This is a genomic window from Pseudomonas sp. UTLPPB19802 (genome assembly GCF_059730225.1).
The window spans coordinates 817,782-834,081 of record NZ_AP048545.1; the positions used below are offsets into that span (position 1 = coordinate 817,782).

A 16,300-nucleotide genomic window follows, 5' to 3' on the forward strand; every position below is an offset into this window, starting at 1 on the left:
CCTGCTAACGGCGTTTCTCACAAAGGGGGTCAGGCTTGCTGGATGAAGGCCAGGCGCGCGGCAAAGCCGATCAGCAGGCCGCCGAACAACCACTGTTGCAGGCGCTGGGCCCGTGGGCTGTTGTCCAGCCAGCGGCCGATCCATGAGCCCGCCAGCGCGTAGAGGCTGTCGAAGAGCATGCCGACCACCACCAGAATCACCCCGAGCCAGAGAAACTGGGCGCCAACCGCTCCAGCGTGCACATCGATGAACTGCGGTAGCAGTACGGAGCAGAACAGCAGTGCCTTGGGATTCAGCAGGCTGCTCAACAAGCCTTGGCGCAAGGCATTGCTCCAGCCCAACGCGTTGCTTCGGTCGCCTTCGAGGTCGGCGCCGAGCGCGCTCAGCGTACTGGGTCGCAGCATGCGCAAGCCGATCCACAGCAGGTAGGCGGAGCCGGCCAGGCGCACTACATCGAACGTCCAGGGCGTGGCCTTGAACAGTGCCGCCAGGCCCAGCGCGGCGAGGCCGACGTGGCAGGCACGGGCCACGGCCAGGCCCAATACGGTGGTGAGGGCCAGGGCGCGGCCATGGCGGGCGCCGGTTTGCAGCAGCAGGATCATGTCGGGACCGGGAAGCAGATAGACCATCGCCAGCGCGAGCAGGTAGAGGAGCATCGTTGCCGTTCTCTTGGTTGAGGGGGGAACGGGGAAAGTCTATGTCGGAAGAGTGGGGCAGGTGCTTGCGTATTCGACCTCGTATGGGCTTAGACTTGGCACAAAATGCCAATGTATGAGACATGGGTAGCCAGATATGCCAAAACTGAAACTCGATGCCTACGACCGGAAAATTCTCGCCGCCTTGCAACGCGATGGTCGCCTGAGCAACGTCGAACTGGCCGACGAGATCGGCCTGTCGGCTTCACCCTGCCTGCGCCGGGTACGCATGCTCGAAGAGGCCGGGGTGATTCGCGGCTACCAGGTGAACCTCGATCGAGACGAAGTCGGGCTGGGGCTGACGGTGTTCGTCGGGGTCAAGGTCGAGCGCCATCATGAAGCCGACGCCGAGGCGTTCCGGCTGGCGGTCACCGCCTTGCCGCAGGTGATCTCGGCGTTCCTGGTGTCCGGCGAGTCGGACTTCCTGCTGCAGGTGGTAGTCCCCGACCTGCGCGCCTATGAGCGTTTTCTAACCGGCGAACTGCTGCGCCTGCCGGGTGTACGGGACATTCGCAGCAACTTCGCGATCCAGGCGGTTAAGACGCCCGGACCGCTGCCACTCGATCATCTGCCGTTAAAAGCGGACTAGATCTGCGTAGCCAGGCCTTCCACATTCATGGCCGCCTGGCGCAGGGCCTCGGAACGGGTTGGATGCGGATGGCAAGTCAGGGCGATGTCTTCGGCCGAGGCCGAGAACTCCATGGCCACGCAGTATTCGCCGATCATCTCGCTGACGCTCGGGCCGACCAGGTGCACGCCGAGGATCTCGTCGGTTTGCGCATCGGCCAGGACCTTGGCGAACCCCTCGGTTTCGTGATTGATCTTCGACCGGCTGTTGGCGCTGAAGGGAAACTTGCCGACCTTGTAGGCACGGCCCTCGGTCTTCAGCTGTTCTTCAGTCTTGCCGACGCTGGCCAGTTCCGGACGGGTGTAGATCACGCTGGGAATCAGCGTGTAGTTGACCTCGGCGGCCTTGCCGGCGATCCGTTCGATGCAGGCCATGGCTTCGTCCTCGGCCTTGTGCGCCAGCATGGGGCCCGACGTGACATCGCCGATCACCCAGATGCCCGGTACTTCGGTGCGATGGCCCAGGTGCGCGAGTTGGCCACGCGGGTCGGTGGCGAGGCCGACGTTCTCCAGGCCGAGGCCACGGGTGAAGGGACGGCGCCCGATCGCCACCAGCACGTAGTCGGCTTCGATCAGTTCGGCTTCGCCGCCGGCGGCCGGTTCGACCCGGAGTTGCACGCCAGCGGCGGAGGTGGTGGCGCTGGTCACCTTGGTGCCGAGCTTGAAGCCGATACCCTGTTTGCCGAGGGCGCGTTGCAGGGTCTTGCCGGCCTCGAGGTCGGTACCGGGGCAGATGCGATCCAGGTATTCGACCACCGTGACCTGGCTGCCCAACCGCCGCCATACCGAGCCCAGTTCCAGGCCGATCACCCCGGCGCCGATCACCACCAGGTGGCGGGGTACCTGCGGCAACGAGAGGGCGCCAGTGGAGTCGAGGATGCGCTGGTTGTCGATCTCCACGCCGGGTAACGGCGTGGGCTCGGAGCCGGTGGCGATCACGATGTCCCTGGTCTGCAGCTGGCTTTTCCGACCGTCGGCAGCGGTCACCTCGACCTCGCCGGGCCCGGTGATGCGGCCCCAGCCCTTGATCCACTCGACCTTGTTCTTGCGAAACAGGTACTCGATACCCTTGGTCAGCCCGGCAACGCTCTCGTCCTTCTGCTTCATCATCTGCGCCAGGTTGAGACTGGGCGTCACCTCGATGCCGAGGTGGGCCAGCTCACCGCTGGTGGCCGCCTCGTACAACTCGGAGGCGTGCAACAGAGCCTTGGAGGGCATGCAGCCGACATTCAGGCAGGTGCCGCCGAGGGTTTCGCGGCCCTCGATACAGGCAGCCTTCAGGCCCAACTGGCCGGCCCGGATCGCCGCGTTGTAGCCGCCAGGTCCGCCGCCGATGATGATCACGTCGTAGTTGCTCATGCTCGTTCTCCTGCCCGGCAGATCGCCAAGGGAAATAAAATATTATGATCATAATATGAGCGTATCGCAGGATATTGGTCAAGCGCCTGTCTTGTCTGCGGTAGCGCGGAGCGTCAGGGCTGCCTTCCCAGAGCGTCATTAGTGTCCGGCAAAAACCAGAAGGGGCTCACCGCCGTCCTTGTGGCGAGCGGGCTTGCCCGCGCTCGGCTGCGAGGCAGCCGCAGACCAGACACCTCGATTCATCCTGCCAGGCTGGGGAGGCGGTTTCAGGGCCGCTGCGCGCCCCAACGCGGCGGTGCGGCGTCCCGACAAGCCCGCTCACCACAAGGACAGCGGTGAGCCCGTTGCTTCACCGCTTGGCGTCACGACCCGCGCCACAGCGTCTGGCCGATGCAGTCGATCAGGCGGGAGTAGTTGTCAGGTCCACCAGTAGCGCACCAGGTGGAAGAAGATCGGCGCGGCGAAGCACACCGAGTCCAGGCGGTCGAGCATGCCGCCGTGGCCTTCGATCATGTGGCCCCAGTCCTTGACCCCCCGGTCGCGCTTGATCGCCGACATGACGATGCCCCCGGCGAAACCCAGCAGGTTGATCAGCAGCGCGATCAGCAAGGCCTGCCAGGGTTTGAACGGGGTGATCCAGAACAGCGCGCCACCGATCAGCGAGGCCAGGGCGATGCCGCCGACGAAGCCTTCGACCGTCTTCGACGGCGACAGGTTAGGCGCGATCTTGCGTTTACCGAACAGCTTGCCGCAGACGTACTGGAGTACATCCGACAGTTGCACCACGATCACCAGGTAGGCGATCAGCAACAGGTTGCGGCCTTCGTAGCCGGCAATGTCGAGGGTCAGCAGGGCCGGTACGAACGACACGCAGAACACCGCGATCATCAGGCCCCACTGGACCTTCGAGGCCCGCTCCAGGAAGTGCGTGCTGTCGCCGCCCAGGGAAGCGAGGATCGGCAGCAGCAGGAACACGTACACCGGGATGAAGATGGAAAACAGCCCGTACCAGTCGGAATAGATCAGCAGGTACTGCAACGGCAGCGCCAGATAGAACGCCGCCACCAGCGCCGGGTAGTCGCTGCGCCGGGTCGGTGTCAGGGTCAGGAATTCGCGCAGCGCGTAGAACGACACCGCGTAGAACAGCAGGATCACCGCACCGGTGCCGAGCCAGAAGGCGAGGCCAATCACCACCACCATCACCCACCAGGCATTGATCCGGGCGTTGAGGTTGTCGATCACCGCGTTCGGTGCATCGCCGGCGCGGCGTTTCAGAATGAAGCCGATCAGCGAAGCGAGGACCAGGATCATGCCGATCCCGGCGAACAACATCAGGGTCTGCCTATCCATCTCAGTGTTGCTCCGGTGCCAGGGCCAGCAGCGCATCACGGCTGCGTTGCAGGAAATATTCTTTGCTTTCGTCTTCTTCGAGTTGCAGCGGTGCACCGAAGGCGGTGGTACACAGCAGCGGCAGGGGCAGCACCCGGCCCTTGGGCATGACCCGGTTGAGGTTGGCGATCCACACCGGGATCAGTTGCGCCTGTGGATAAGCCCGTGCCAGGTGGAAAATCCCGCTCTTGAAGGGCAGCAGTCCTTCGTCCTGGTTACGGGTACCTTCCGGGAAGATGATCAGCGAATGACCCTGTTCCAGCGCATCGAGCATCGGTTGCAGAGGGTTATCCCCAGGCTCCTTGCGCTCGCGATCGATCAGCACGCCATTGAACACTCGGCGAATGATGTAGCGGCGCAGCGCGCTTTTGTTCCAGTAGTCGGCACCGGCGACCGGCCGTGTGAGGGCCCGCAGCGCCGGTGGCAACGAGGCCCAGAGCAGCACGAAGTCACCGTGGCTGCTGTGGTTGGCGAAATAGATGCGCTGCGCGGGGGCGGGCGCGCAACCTATCCACAGGCTGCGCGCGCCGGTGACCAGGCGTGCGGCGGAAGTGATGAGGGTGGCTACCACAGGTTCGAGCATGATGATTCCTTATCCGGCGAAGGGCAGCCAGGGGCTGGCCAGGATGACGATCAAGGGCGGGAAAAACTGTAGCGCCAGCCACAGGGCCTGGCGCTTGAGCAGGCGTAGCGCGCCTCGGCTACGCTCGCTCCAGGGACGGTTGAGGGCCTGCCGCGGTTGCAGGCCAAGGTCCTGCAATGCTGTATCGAGCGCTTCGGTACGGTCGCCCAGTGCACTGGGATCGCTGGCCATCAGTTGGAACAGGTCGGCGTCGAATGCCACCCGGAAGGCCCAGTATTTCTGCAGCAGGCCCGCCAGCGCCAGCCACAGGCCGAGCCCCAGGCACCAGGGGCTGAGCGTGCCGATCAGCAGGGGGGCGAGGCCCAGCAAGACGCCGAGCACGGTCAGCCCTGTGGATAACTGATCCAGCGAGCGGCCACGACGCAACAGGCTGGCGACCACCTGCAGGGGGATATCAGCGGGCATCGGCGATCCTCAATTGGGTTGGGATCGAACCGGGTGGCAAGTGAATCATCGCCTCCAATGCCTGGCGATGCGCCGGTTGCAGGACTACGCCAGGCCGCGCCGCGCGGATCAGTGCCAGGGCTTCGTCGATTTCCTTGACGCGGCCGCTGTGCAGCAACCAGGCGGCGAGCGCCGTGGCACTGCGCGAATAACCCAGGGCGCAGCAGACCAGCAGCGGCCCGTGCTGGCGCAGGTTTTCAATGCTCTGTGCCGCTTCCCGGCACTGCTCGGCGGACGGCGCGACCAGATCCAGCACTGGAATACTGCGATAAGCCCGTCCTTGCGGCGCGAGCGGCAGTTCGCTGCAGAGATCAACGATGGCCTTGAACGGGCTGGCTTGCAGCTCGGCGCGGCTGGGCAGGCGCCCGAGCCAGAGGTTATCCACAACCGGATCGGGCTGTGGATGAGATCTTGTCCACAGCCGTGAGTTGATCCACGCCCCCAACCGATAGGGTGCGAACAGCCAGCGTGCGGCGGGGCTCAGGCTGCCGTCGGCGCGTTTCTGGAAGCCCTGTGCGCCGAACAGCGCGTAGTTGAGGGCCACCAGCGCCAGGGCCAGCGCCGGCCACAACAGCCACAGTGCGGTACCTGCGAAATAGCTGGCGATGCCGGCCAGCAAGGCGGCGCCCAGTCCGTAGCGAGCCGCCAGGCGCAGGCGCTGGCCATCGCGGGCCAGGCGAGCTACCGATAGCGGGCTGGAACGGTCGTCCGGCCACAGCCAGACGCACAGCCAGCCGGCGAGCGCGCCGGTGGGCACGTCGATGAAGTGGTGTTGATAAGTGGTCAGCACCGAGAGGCCGATCAGCGCGAACCAGCCATGTACCAGCCAGCGCCCGGCGCCGCTGAAGTGCCGGCGGTACATGACCCAGAGAATCACCAGCAGCGCGATGTGCAGCGATGGCGCCTGGTTGAATGGCTTGTCGAAGCCGGCCAGCACCGCGAACAGCCAACCGAACACGCCGTCCAGGGGTGGCCGGGCGAAGGTGAAGGTCAGGGGCCAGAGCAGAAAGCACGACACCGCGATGACTTGGGCCGTCAGCAGGCGCAGGGCGTGCCGGTCCAGCTCGCGCTTGCTGCGCGGCAGCAGCAGCGACAGGCCGTACAGCAGGTCGATGGACCAGTAGGGCACGATGGTCCAGGCCCAGAACGGTATTCGGCTTTCCCAGTCGAACACGAAGTTGCCGACATCACTGAGTTGGCTCGTGTACCAGGTGGCGAAGCCGTAGCTGCCAAAGAACAGTGGCGCCAGCAGAAGCAGCCAGAGCACGGCACGCTTGAACAGGCCGGCTTCGCGCGCGGTGGCGTCCATCATTGCACCCGTTGTGCCAGGGAGACGCTGAAGATCCCCCATTCATCGACCCGCTGGGTGATCTTGCGGAACCCGGCGGCTTCCACCAACTGGTCCATTTCCGCCTGGCTGCGTCGACGCATTACCCAGGCTTGGCCCTGGCGATGGCTGGTCAGGGCGCGGGCGATCAGTTCCAGCTGCGGGTGCCAGGGTTGCCCGGTGTAGACCAGGTAGGCGCCGGGTTCACAGGCTTCGGCCAGGCCGGCCAAGGAGTTGCCGACCATGCCGTTGTCGGCGAACAGTTCATACAGCCCAGAGACCACGGCCAGACTGGGCTTGGGGTCCAGTGCGGCGAGGTCGGCGCGGTCGAAGGCATCGCCCTTGACGAAGCGTGCGATCTCGCCCAGGCCTTTCTCGGCGATCAGCGCACTGCCGTCACGGACGTTGATGTCGCTGTAGTCGCGCAGCAGGATCGACTCCGGCAGCGGCGTAACCCCTTGCAGGGCTTCGAGGATATAGCGCCCGTGGCCGGCAGCGATGTCGACGATGCGCACTTCGCGACCTTGCTCGCGCAACTGGGCCATGGCCTGGCGCAGCAGTTCCTCGACATGCAGCTTGCGTTGGCGGATGCCGCGCCAGCCGATGGAGTTCAGGTAGTTCTGGTCGATCATCCGACCCAGCGCGGTGTGCCCGGTGGGCTGGTTGCGATAGACGTAGTCCAGGGTGCTGCCGGAGTCGAAACCGGTGTCGAATCCGAGCTTGACCCCGGCCGACAGCTTGCCGCCCACGGCCATGCCGGCGCGAGTCAGGCGCCAGTACAGGTCGCGTGGCGAGTTGCGCGGCAGCGGCGCGGCCAGCGCTTCGGACTCGGCACAGGTTTCGCCGATGCGATCGGCGTCCAACAGGCTCGGGCGGTTCACCGGGCTCAGGAAGCCCTGTTCGATGAAGCGCCTGGCGCGGCTGACCGCCAGGTGCCGGTCGCGCTCGCCGAGGGTGTCGTGGAAGAAACCCGGCAGTACGTGCAGTTCCTTTTGCAGGCTGCCCAGGCGCTGGAAGAACTGCTCCTGGGGTTTGCGATGGACCACGAAGTCGGCGCCGGAAATCAGCAACTGGGTCGGCACCTGGATCGCATTGGCGTCGGCGACCACCCGTTCGGCGGCCTCGTACAGGCCAAGCAGCACGTTCACCGAGATCGCCCGGGTGATCAGCGGGTCGCTGTCGTAGGACGCGATGCGTTGCGGGTCGTGGCTGAGGAACTTGGCCTTGACGTAGCTGTTGACGAAGAAGTTGCCGCGAAAGCGCCGCATCAGCGCCAGGCCCGGACGGGCGAACGGCACGTAGAGCTTGACCTTGAAGGCCGGCGAGGCGAGTACCAGGGCGCGGATCTTCGGCGCGTAATCGTGCACCCAGGTGGCGACGATCACCGCGCCGACGCTCTGGGCGACCACGGCGATGTTTTCCTCGGCGATACCGTGGGTTGCACCCAGGTGATCGCAGAAGGTCTGCACGTCGCGCACGCTGGTGGCGAAGCTCGGGCTGTCGCCGCGCTCGCCGGGTGACTGGCCGTGGCCACGGGCGTCCCAGGCGAAGAAGTCGAATCCAGGCAGGTCCAGTTCGTCCACCAGGTGGGCGATGCGCCCGGAGTGCTCATGGCCGCGGTGGAACAGCAGGATGGCCTTGCGCGGTTCGCCGGTGACCGGCGCACTGGCTGGCCAGTGGCGATAGAACAGCTCGACGTCATCGTGGGTAGTGAAGGTCTGGGTTTGCTCTTCGCGCATCGCAATGTCCTTGTGCCGTGTCGCAGATCGTTGGAGAGCCCGTAGGGGCTGCTTTTTTGATACTGCCGAGGATGAAATATTTTTGTGGGAGCAGGCTTGCCCGCGAAGCTTCCAGCGGCCTCAAGGCCTTTTTCGCGGGCGAGCCCGCTCCCACAGAAGAAACCACTCGTTCCTGCTATCAGCGTTCTTGGCCGGCCTCTTTCAGGCCTTGGCGTACGCGGTTGATCAGCGTGACCACCAGCAATGCCGCCATCAGCAGGAACAGGCCATTTATCCACAGGGCGTTGAGCAGGCCCAGAGCGACGCCGGTGGCGATCACGCCGAGGACAAAGGCCCGGTCACTCTTGCCCATCGGGCCGTCGTAGCGGCGTGAGGCACCGGCCAGCGGCCCCATCACCCCGGCGTATTCGCTGAACAGCGCGAACAGCGTCACCAGCAGCACCGCCGGCAGGCTGACGCCGGGCAGCAGGGCGAAAGGCAGGATCAACGCGCTGTCGGCGATGATGTCGCACAGCTCGTTCAGGTAGGCACCGAGTTTCGACTGCTGGCCGAACTCCCGGGCCAGCATGCCGTCGATGGCGTTCAGCGCCATGCGCAGGATCATCCACAGCGGGATGAGTACGAAGACCCAGGCGTGATGGGCGAAGGTCGCGACGAGTGCGCCGACCAGCAGGGAAATCAAGGCGGCGCTGAGGGTGACCTGGTTGGCCGTGGTGCCATTGTCGAACAGGCGCTGGACCACCGGTCGCAACAGGTTCTGGAAGCGCGGTTTGAGCTGGTAGATCGAAGGCATGGAAGCGACGGTCCTTGTCTGAAAGGGCTGGGTCCAGGAGGTTCGGAATCAGGGGTAGCCGTTTATCGGTAAAGTGAACGAATTATTGCCATAAATAACAGAGGCTGACATTAGCTTCCGGTTAAAAATCCGTGCGGCCATGCACATTCAAGAAATAAACTTGGAAGGAGCCCTGTACGAAACATGGGATATGCCCTGAATCCAGGCTACGGGCGCCGGGATTCAGGGGGGCAGGGGTTAGACTGATAGCTTATTGCTAGTATTGCTCAGGGCTGGATCTTCCAGGTAAGTGACCTGTGGATAACGTGCATCGCTGTGGAAACTGATACGCGAGCCACGAACCGTAATCAGGTTGGCGTCGACTTTTATGCACAGCGTCTGGCCGCTCTTGAAGGTCAATCGATGGACTTTCTCATTGTCTTCCTGGCGTATTTCATGGCTGATCACATCCAGCAGGTTGTTCAATGCCAGGCGTGAGCCGGGTTGATTGATGGTCAGGCAACTGATCCCGCTGGTGTTGCCGAAAGATCCGGAAGGTGGCTGGAAGAAACAATACTGGTTCAGGTCACGACTCATGGCAGCTCCGTTGCTGGGTGCGCGCTGAGTGTTGGCGATATTATGGGTCACCAGCACGCACAATGGGTGTCAAGTGTGTTTGCCGTTTGGCATATAATTATAAAATATTGCAGTCCATCGAATTATCTCGACATTGCCGACTATGAACATCCAATGAATTAACTTCTGTGGTTATTTCTGCTTTATCTCCGGAGTTTCCCGAGGTTCTGGTTTTAGTTGAGCAACGAATGAAAGTAAGGACAAACGTTGCCGGGTATCCGGATGTTAGTCACTGGGCATTCGCCAATCAAGTCACTCTCTTGTTGGATTTTGTTACATTGCCGCCGCTTCTAATTTACATGATCGGTTTTATCTGTAGGACATATATATAGTCAATGTAAGTAATATCTCGGAGTTTTAATATTCTCGAAGTCCTGCTTCATCCATTCTTTTACTCTGTTCTCCAGGCTTCCATCCGGGGAGACCTGCCGTGAGACCGGCGTCGGTACGGGGCGAACAAAAAACCGGCCTGCAGACGAAATATTCACCCTTTCTGTTATAAGGTAACTAAATGTTTCAATTGTGCCCGGCGGCCCTGTGGCAGTGGGGTTTTGCAGGGTGCCAGCGTTTTTTATGATGAATGGCCTCGGTGCCGGCACCGGGTCTGGAGTGGACATGCGAGTGGATCTTGAAGCACCGGAGGCCGACCTCGACAGCCTGCCGCGCTTCCAACGGGCGGGTTTGCAGGCCCGCCAACTGCGCCGCCTCGGCATTGGCCTGGCGGTGCTGGCACTCAGCGGACTGGTGCTGGGTTTCTTTGTCGGGCTGTTTGCGCCGGCGTCGATCTGGCCGCCCCTACTGAACAACAACGCCGCGGCCTTGCTGGTGCTGGTCGCGGCGTTGCAGTCGGCGGCTGGCGTGGCGCGTTGGCGCGAGTGGGCGAGGGGGCCAGGGCGAGTCGAGCCAGGCGAGTCGTCCATGGCGGCACCGTCTGAACCGCAGGGTGCCTACGAGCGCCTGCTCGCTCGCCTGGATCACCTGTGGCGTTACACATTGGCGCAGATCGGCCCATCGACCCTGTGGTTGGCCGGCTGGAGCGTGCTGGTACTGGTGAGTATCGAGCAGACCTGGAACCTCACGCTGACCGGCGCGAATCTGGGCCTGAGCGGTTCCGTGGCGGCGACCCTGGGCCTGTTGCTGGCGTTTGCCTTGCTGGTAGTGGAGCGCCAGTTTGCCCAGGCCCATGCCGCCGAATGGCCGGAAGCCGGGGCCCTGGCGCATCTGGCGCGGGTAGCGATCGGCGTGCTGGCGGTCAGTGCCCTGTGCCTGCTGTTCAGCGGGCCGCAAAATCTCTGGCCGGCACGCCTGCTGGCGCTGGTCGGACTGTTGCCGGCGCTGGTGGCGGCGGAGCTTTTGCTGCGGGCGCTGCTGTCGTTGTTCAGCCCGCGACGCGACAGCCTGGAGCCCCGGCTGGTGGCCACCAGTTTCGTTGCCGGGCTGCTGCGCTGGCCGCCTCGGCCGTTGCTGGCCTTGCAGGATGAATTGCATCACCGCTTCGGCATCGACCTGCGCCAGATCTGGGCCTTCAGCTACATGCGCCGGGCATTCGCTCCGGTGCTGCTGGTGGTGCTGGCGGTGGGCTGGCTGTTGAGCGGAGTCAGCGAAGTACCACTGCAGGGGCGTGGCATCTACGAACGTTTCGGCAAGCCGGTGGCGGTCTTCGGCCCCGGACTGCATGTCGGCCTGCCATGGCCGCTGGGGCGGGTGCTGGCGGTGGAAAACGGCGTGGTCCACGAGTTGGCCACCAGCGTCGATGCCGCCGCTACCGCCCAGCTCGATCCTGCCGAAGGGGAGGCGCCGACCAGTGCCAACCGCCTGTGGGACGCCAGCCACGTGAACGAGAAATCCCAGGTGATCGCCAGCCGCAACGGCGACCGCCAGGGTTTCCAGGTGGTCAACATGGACGTGCGTTTCGTCTATCGCATCGGCCTCAGCGACCAGGCCGCACTGGCCGCCACCTATAACAGCGCCGACGTGCCGACGCTGATCCGCAGCACCGCCAGCCGGGTGCTGGTGCATGACTTCGCCTCGCGGACCCTCGATGGCCTGCTGGGCGAGCAGCGCACAGCGCTGGCCGACGATATCGGCCGCGCGGTGCAGGCCGACCTGCAACGCCTGGACAGCGGCGTGGAGATCCTCGCGACGGTGGTCGAGGCGATCCACCCGCCAGCGGGCGCGGCGAATGCCTATCACGCGGTACAGGCGGCGCAGATCAGCGCCCAGGCACTGATTTCCCGCGAACGTGGCGCCGCCAGCGAACAGGCCAACCAGGCCCAACTGCAGGCCAGCATCGTCCAGGACCAGGCCCGGGCCAGCGCCCATGAGGTACAGGCCGGCGCCCGCGCAGCGGACCTGCGTTTCAGCGCCGAGCGAAAGGCCTATGCCCAGGCCGGCCGGGCCTTCGTGCTGGAGCAGTACCTGGCGCAACTGAGCCAGGGGCTGGGCAAGGCCAAGCTGCTGGTGCTCGACCATCGCCTGGGCGCCAATAGCGCCCCTACCATCGATCTGCGTTCATTCACGCTGCCGGCCGATCCCATGCCTGCACGTAAAGCCGTTCAGCAAGGAGTCACCCCTTGAGCCTGTCTCATTCCCACGAAGCGCACGATCACGGCGGCCACGATCATGCCGGTCATCATCACGGGCATCACCATCATCATGGGCACCACCACCACCACGGTGAGGTTGGCAGCGGCGGGCCTTTCCCGTGGCGGCGCATGGGCTGGGCGCTGCTGCTGGTCCTGTTCGCGGTCGCGGCGGCGAGCCTGGTACAGGTGCGCTCCGGCGAGGCCACGGTGATCACCCGCTTCGGCAACCCGTCGCGGGTGCTGCTCGAGCCGGGCCTCGGCTGGCGCTGGCCGGCACCGTTCGAGGCGGCGATTCCGGTCGACCTGCGCCTGCGGACCACCTCCAGTGGCCTGCAGGATGTCGGTACCCGCGATGGCCTGCGCATCATCATCCAGGCCTATGTAGCCTGGCAGGTCCAGGGCGACCCGCAGAACGTCGAGCGTTTCATGCGCGCGGTGCAGAACCAGCCGGACGAGGCCGCGCGGCAGATCCGCACCTTCGTCGGTTCGGCGTTGGAAACCACCGCCGCCAGCTTCGATCTGTCGAGTCTGGTCAACACCGACGCCAGCCAGGTGCGCATCGCCGATTTCGAGGCGCAGTTGCGCCAGCAGATCGACCAGCAACTGCTCTCCACCTATGGCGTGCGGGTCCTGCAGGTCGGCGTCGAGCGCCTGACGTTGCCGTCGGTCACGCTTTCGGCCACCGTCGACCGCATGCGTGCCGAACGGGAAACCATCGCCACCGAACGCACGGCGATCGGCAAGCGCGAGGCCGCGCAGATCCGTTCCGCCGCCGAGCGCGATGCACGCATCCTGCAGGCCGATGCGACGGTCAAGGCCGCCGACATCGAGGCGCAGTCGCGGGTCGAGGCCGCACAGATCTATGGCCGCGCCTACGCCGGTTCGCCGCAGTTGTATAACCTGCTGCGCTCGCTCGACACGCTGGGCACCATCGTCACACCGGGCACCAGGCTGATCCTGCGGACCGACGCGGCGCCGTTCCGGGTGCTGGTCGATGGGCCTTCCGGTGCGGTCGACAAGCAGGATGGCAAGGCCGGGTCGCAGCCATGAGCGGGCACCCGGAACAACCAAGAGGCCTGGACAGTCCGTGGATCCAGGCCGGGCGCCTGGCGTTTCTCGGCCTGTACGCGGTGACCGTACTGGCGGCGCTGGCCTGGGCCTTCTCCAACGTGCGGCAGATCGATCCCCAGGAACGTGCGGTGGTCCTGCGCCTCGGGAAGCTGGAGCGCATCCAGAACGCCGGGCTGCTGCTGGCCTGGCCGCGACCGTTCGAGCAGGTGGTGATCCTGCCGGCGGCGGACCGGGTGATCGAGCGGCGCGTCGAGGGGCTGCTGCGTTCCGATGCGGCATTGCAGGCCGACCGCCAGGCGACCCTGGCGACGCCGGTCAACGACGCGCTGGCCGGCTCCGGCTACCTGCTGACCGGTGACGCCGGCGTGGTGCAGCTGGATGTGCGGGTGTTCTACAAGGTCACCGATCCCTACGCCTTCGTGCTCCAGGCCGAGCATGTGCTGCCGGCCCTCGACCGGATCGTCAGCCGTAGCGCGGTGGCCCTGACTGCGGCGCGGGACCTGGACACCATCCTGGTGGCGCGCCCGGAACTGATCGGCAGCGACAGCCAGGCCGCCGAGCGCCGTGAGCGTTTGCGTGGCGACCTGCTGCAAGGCGTCAATCGGCGCCTGGCCGAACTGGCGGCGAGCGGGCAGGGGATTGGTGTCGAGGTGGCGCGGGTCGACGTCCAGTCGAGCTTGCCGGGCCCGGCGGTGAATGCCTTCAATGCGGTGCTGACCGCCAGCCAGCAGGCCGACAAGGCGGTGGCCAACGCCCGTAACGAAGCGGCCAAGCTCGGCCAGTCGGCGACCCAGGAGGCCGACCGCCTGGTGCAGGTCGCCAAGGCCCAGGCCAGCGAACGCCTGGCCAAGGCCCAGGCCGATACGGCGACGGTGACAAGCCTGGCGAAGGCGCAACAGGACGGCAGCGATCCGGGCCTGTTGTTGCGTCTCTACCGCGAGCGCATGCCAAAGATTCTGCAACAGGCCGGGTCGGTGACCACGGTCGACCCCCGGGACGATTCCCGCCTGATCATCCAGGGAGCTGAACAATGAGTGCGTCTACCACGGCCAACCCGCCGGCCAGCCTGTTGAGCAGTGCCGAACAGCGCAGCGCGGCCCGGCAACTGCTGCTGGCGATGCTCGCCCTTGGCCTGCTCGGGTTGGGCCTGGCGTGGCGCTGGCTGGCGCCGGGGCAGGTCGGGGTCAGCCAGTTGCTGCTCGGCTTCGCGTCGGTGCTGGTAGCGGTGCCGGTGATGCGCTCGGCCTGGTACAGCCTGCGCTATCCGAGCCTGCATGGCATCACCGACCAGTTGATCGCCCTGGCGATGCTCGGCGCCTGGGCCACCGGCGATCTGCTGACCGCCGCCTTGCTGCCGATCATCATGATTTTCGGCCACGTGCTCGAAGAGCGCAGCGTCATCGGCTCCCAGGAAGCCATTGACGCCCTCGGCCGGCTGACCCGTAGCCAGGCGCGGCGAGTACAGGCCGATGGCAGCGTGCTTGAAGTGGATAACGCCACGCTCAGGGCCGGCGACCAGGTGGAGGTGCGTGCCGGTGACCGGGTGCCGGCCGATGGCGTGGTGCTCTCCGGCCAGGCGAGCCTCGATACCGCGCCGATCACCGGCGAGTCGGTACCGCTGGAAGCGAGTGTCGGCGTGCAGGTGTTCGGCGGGGCGATCAACCTCGATGGGCTGCTGCGCATCGAAGTGACCCGCACTGGCCACGAGTCGACCCTGGGCAAGGTCATCGCGCTGATGCAGAGCGCTGAACGGGCCAAGCCGCCGATCACCCGCCTGCTGGAGCGTTATGCCGGCAGCTACATGGTGCTGGTGCTGATGATCGCTGCGGTCACCTGGTTCATCACCAACGACGCCCAGGCGATGCTGGCCGTGCTGGTGGCGGCCTGTCCCTGTGCGTTGGTGCTGTCGGCCCCGGCCACGGCGATTGCCGGGATCGCCGTGGCGGCGCGGCACGGCATCCTGATCCGCAGCTCGGCGTTTCTCGAAGAGCTGGCCGACCTGACCTCGGTGGTGGTGGACAAGACCGGCACCCTGACCTACGGCAGCCTGCGCCTGCAATCGCTGCTGACCGCGGTCGAGGACCGCGAAGCGCTACGGCGCCTTGCAGCCAGCCTGGGTTCGGCGAGCAGCCACCCGGTCAGTCGGGCATTGGCTGGTCTGGTGGAACCGGCCGAGCATGTCGAGCTGAGTGAGGTGCATGAGCGCCAGGGGCTGGGCGTCGTCGCCAATACGGCCCACGGCCAGGCAGCGCTGGGGCGGCCGGAGTTGTTCAACCATTTGGCAATCGCCACCACGCCGGTACCCGAGCACGACGGGCCGATTGCCGGCCTGGCCCTCGACGGCGAGTTTCTCGGCTGGCTGTTGCTCGCCGACAGCACCAAGCCCGAGGCCCGGCAGGCGCTGGGCGAGCTGCGCGAGCTGGGCCTGGGGCGGCAATTGCTGCTCACTGGTGACCGCCAGAGTGTGGCCGACAGCCTGGCGCGGGACGTTGGCCTCAGCGATGTGGTGGCCCAGGCACTGCCCGAGGACAAGCTCAAGCGGGTGCTCGACGAGATCGACAGCGGCTTCCGGCCGATGGTGGTGGGCGACGGCATCAACGATTCGCTGGCGCTCAAGGCCGGGGTGGTCGGGGTGGCGATGGGCGCAGGTGGGGCGGACATCGCCCTGGCGTCGGCGGATGTGGTGCTGATCGGCAGCGACCTGCGCCGCCTGGGCACCTGTGTGCGCCTGAGCCGCCAGTGCCGGCGGACCTTGCAGGTCAACGTGGTGATCGGCCTGGGCTGGACCCTGGCGATCGTCGCTGCCGCAGCCTTCGGTTGGCTGGGTGTGGCCGGGGCGATGATTGCGGCGCTGCTGCACAACCTCAGCACATTGCTGGTCCTGGGCAATGCCGGGCGGCTGCTGCGGTTTCAGGAGCCGTTGCTCAAATTGCCGGAGTGAAGATTGGGGTGACGGCAGGTGAACATCATGAATCGGGTCTATCCTGCCGATAGCCTGCCAGTTTCCGGTAAT

General features: G+C 65.3%; 14 protein-coding genes. 5 read left to right on the top strand and 9 right to left on the bottom strand.

Translation table 11 applies throughout. From position 1 onward, the window contains the following. Positions 1 to 29: 29 nt before the first annotated feature. Positions 30 to 656: a LysE family translocator gene (locus tag AC6I6U_RS03650; protein ID WP_497880699.1), complete on the bottom strand. Its 627-nt coding sequence runs from the start codon at positions 654 to 656 to the stop codon at positions 30 to 32. A gap of 145 nt (positions 657 to 801) precedes the next feature. Here AC6I6U_RS03650 and AC6I6U_RS03655 point away from each other — a divergent pair, with 145 nt between their 5' ends. Next, on the top strand, positions 802 to 1,284 hold the full coding sequence (locus AC6I6U_RS03655) for an Lrp/AsnC family transcriptional regulator (protein ID WP_497882974.1): 483 nt from the start codon (positions 802 to 804) through the stop codon (positions 1,282 to 1,284). Here AC6I6U_RS03655 and lpdA read toward each other — a convergent pair. The 8 genes from lpdA to AC6I6U_RS03695 form a co-directional block, all read right to left on the bottom strand. Next, positions 1,281 to 2,681: a dihydrolipoyl dehydrogenase gene (gene lpdA / locus AC6I6U_RS03660; protein WP_497880700.1), complete on the bottom strand. Its 1,401-nt coding sequence runs from the start codon at positions 2,679 to 2,681 to the stop codon at positions 1,281 to 1,283. The two genes, AC6I6U_RS03655 and lpdA, sit on opposite strands and share 4 nt — an antisense overlap. A 417-nt stretch (positions 2,682 to 3,098) precedes the next feature. Then, positions 3,099 to 4,031 carry a phosphatidate cytidylyltransferase gene (locus tag AC6I6U_RS03665; RefSeq protein WP_497880701.1) on the bottom strand — a complete coding sequence of 311 codons (933 nt, stop codon included), beginning with the start codon at positions 4,029 to 4,031 and terminating at the stop codon, positions 3,099 to 3,101. Between the two features lies 1 nt (position 4,032). Next, on the bottom strand, positions 4,033 to 4,653 hold the full coding sequence (locus AC6I6U_RS03670; protein ID WP_497880702.1) for a lysophospholipid acyltransferase family protein: 621 nt from the start codon (positions 4,651 to 4,653) through the stop codon (positions 4,033 to 4,035). Positions 4,654 to 4,662: 9 nt separating this feature from the next. Further along, positions 4,663 to 5,118, bottom strand: a complete 456-nt coding sequence (locus AC6I6U_RS03675) for a hypothetical protein (RefSeq protein ID WP_497880703.1) — start codon at positions 5,116 to 5,118, stop codon at positions 4,663 to 4,665. Next, a complete protein-coding gene (locus AC6I6U_RS03680) occupies positions 5,108 to 6,469 on the bottom strand; it encodes a phosphatase PAP2/dual specificity phosphatase family protein (RefSeq protein WP_497880704.1) in 1,362 nt (453 codons plus the stop codon). Before AC6I6U_RS03680 ends, AC6I6U_RS03675 begins: the two co-directional genes overlap by 11 nt. Beyond that, positions 6,466 to 8,223, bottom strand: a complete 1,758-nt coding sequence (locus AC6I6U_RS03685; RefSeq protein ID WP_497880705.1) for a bifunctional alpha/beta hydrolase/class I SAM-dependent methyltransferase — start codon at positions 8,221 to 8,223, stop codon at positions 6,466 to 6,468. Before AC6I6U_RS03685 ends, AC6I6U_RS03680 begins: the two co-directional genes overlap by 4 nt. 178 nt (positions 8,224 to 8,401) lie before the next feature. Further along, complete coding sequence (locus tag AC6I6U_RS03690; RefSeq protein WP_497880706.1) at positions 8,402 to 9,016, bottom strand: CDP-alcohol phosphatidyltransferase family protein; 615 nt, start codon at positions 9,014 to 9,016, stop codon at positions 8,402 to 8,404. A gap of 237 nt (positions 9,017 to 9,253) precedes the next feature. Further along, positions 9,254 to 9,592, bottom strand: coding sequence for a hypothetical protein (locus AC6I6U_RS03695; protein ID WP_497880707.1), 339 nt, complete (start codon positions 9,590 to 9,592; stop codon positions 9,254 to 9,256). A 654-nt stretch (positions 9,593 to 10,246) separates the two neighbouring features. Between AC6I6U_RS03695 and hflK (AC6I6U_RS03700) the strand changes: the two genes are divergently transcribed. Genes hflK (AC6I6U_RS03700) through AC6I6U_RS03715 form a run of 4 tightly spaced genes read left to right on the top strand, consistent with a single transcriptional unit; the run spans position 10,247 to position 16,228 of the window. Beyond that, positions 10,247 to 12,208: a protease modulator HflK gene (hflK, locus tag AC6I6U_RS03700; protein ID WP_497880708.1), complete on the top strand. Its 1,962-nt coding sequence runs from the start codon at positions 10,247 to 10,249 to the stop codon at positions 12,206 to 12,208. Then, on the top strand, positions 12,205 to 13,266 hold the full coding sequence (gene hflC, locus AC6I6U_RS03705) for a protease modulator HflC (protein WP_497880709.1): 1,062 nt from the start codon (positions 12,205 to 12,207) through the stop codon (positions 13,264 to 13,266). The genes hflK (AC6I6U_RS03700) and hflC overlap by 4 nt, the downstream gene beginning before the upstream one ends. Beyond that, a complete protein-coding gene (gene hflK, locus AC6I6U_RS03710) occupies positions 13,263 to 14,321 on the top strand; it encodes a protease modulator HflK (RefSeq protein ID WP_497880710.1) in 1,059 nt (352 codons plus the stop codon). Before hflC ends, hflK (AC6I6U_RS03710) begins: the two co-directional genes overlap by 4 nt. Then, positions 14,318 to 16,228 carry a cation-translocating P-type ATPase gene (locus AC6I6U_RS03715; RefSeq protein WP_497880711.1) on the top strand — a complete coding sequence of 637 codons (1,911 nt, stop codon included), beginning with the start codon at positions 14,318 to 14,320 and terminating at the stop codon, positions 16,226 to 16,228. The genes hflK (AC6I6U_RS03710) and AC6I6U_RS03715 overlap by 4 nt, the downstream gene beginning before the upstream one ends. Positions 16,229 to 16,300 lie beyond the last annotated feature (72 nt).

Bases quoted from the DNA above. Each gene is read 5' to 3' on its own strand.
- hflK (WP_497880710.1), top strand. From the start codon at position 13,263: ATGAGCGGGCACCCGGAACAACCAAGAGGCCTGGACAGTCCGTGGATC.
- AC6I6U_RS03695 (WP_497880707.1), bottom strand. From the start codon at position 9,592: ATGAGTCGTGACCTGAACCAGTATTGTTTCTTCCAGCCACCTTCCGGA.
- AC6I6U_RS03675 (WP_497880703.1), bottom strand. From the start codon at position 5,118: ATGCCCGCTGATATCCCCCTGCAGGTGGTCGCCAGCCTGTTGCGTCGT.
- AC6I6U_RS03650 (WP_497880699.1), bottom strand. From the start codon at position 656: ATGCTCCTCTACCTGCTCGCGCTGGCGATGGTCTATCTGCTTCCCGGT.
- AC6I6U_RS03715 (WP_497880711.1), top strand. From the start codon at position 14,318: ATGAGTGCGTCTACCACGGCCAACCCGCCGGCCAGCCTGTTGAGCAGT.
- hflK (WP_497880708.1), top strand. From the start codon at position 10,247: ATGCGAGTGGATCTTGAAGCACCGGAGGCCGACCTCGACAGCCTGCCG.
- AC6I6U_RS03665 (WP_497880701.1), bottom strand. From the start codon at position 4,031: ATGGATAGGCAGACCCTGATGTTGTTCGCCGGGATCGGCATGATCCTG.
- AC6I6U_RS03670 (WP_497880702.1), bottom strand. From the start codon at position 4,653: ATGCTCGAACCTGTGGTAGCCACCCTCATCACTTCCGCCGCACGCCTG.
- AC6I6U_RS03690 (WP_497880706.1), bottom strand. From the start codon at position 9,016: ATGCCTTCGATCTACCAGCTCAAACCGCGCTTCCAGAACCTGTTGCGA.
- AC6I6U_RS03685 (WP_497880705.1), bottom strand. From the start codon at position 8,223: ATGCGCGAAGAGCAAACCCAGACCTTCACTACCCACGATGACGTCGAG.
- AC6I6U_RS03680 (WP_497880704.1), bottom strand. From the start codon at position 6,469: ATGATGGACGCCACCGCGCGCGAAGCCGGCCTGTTCAAGCGTGCCGTG.
- lpdA (WP_497880700.1), bottom strand. From the start codon at position 2,681: ATGAGCAACTACGACGTGATCATCATCGGCGGCGGACCTGGCGGCTAC.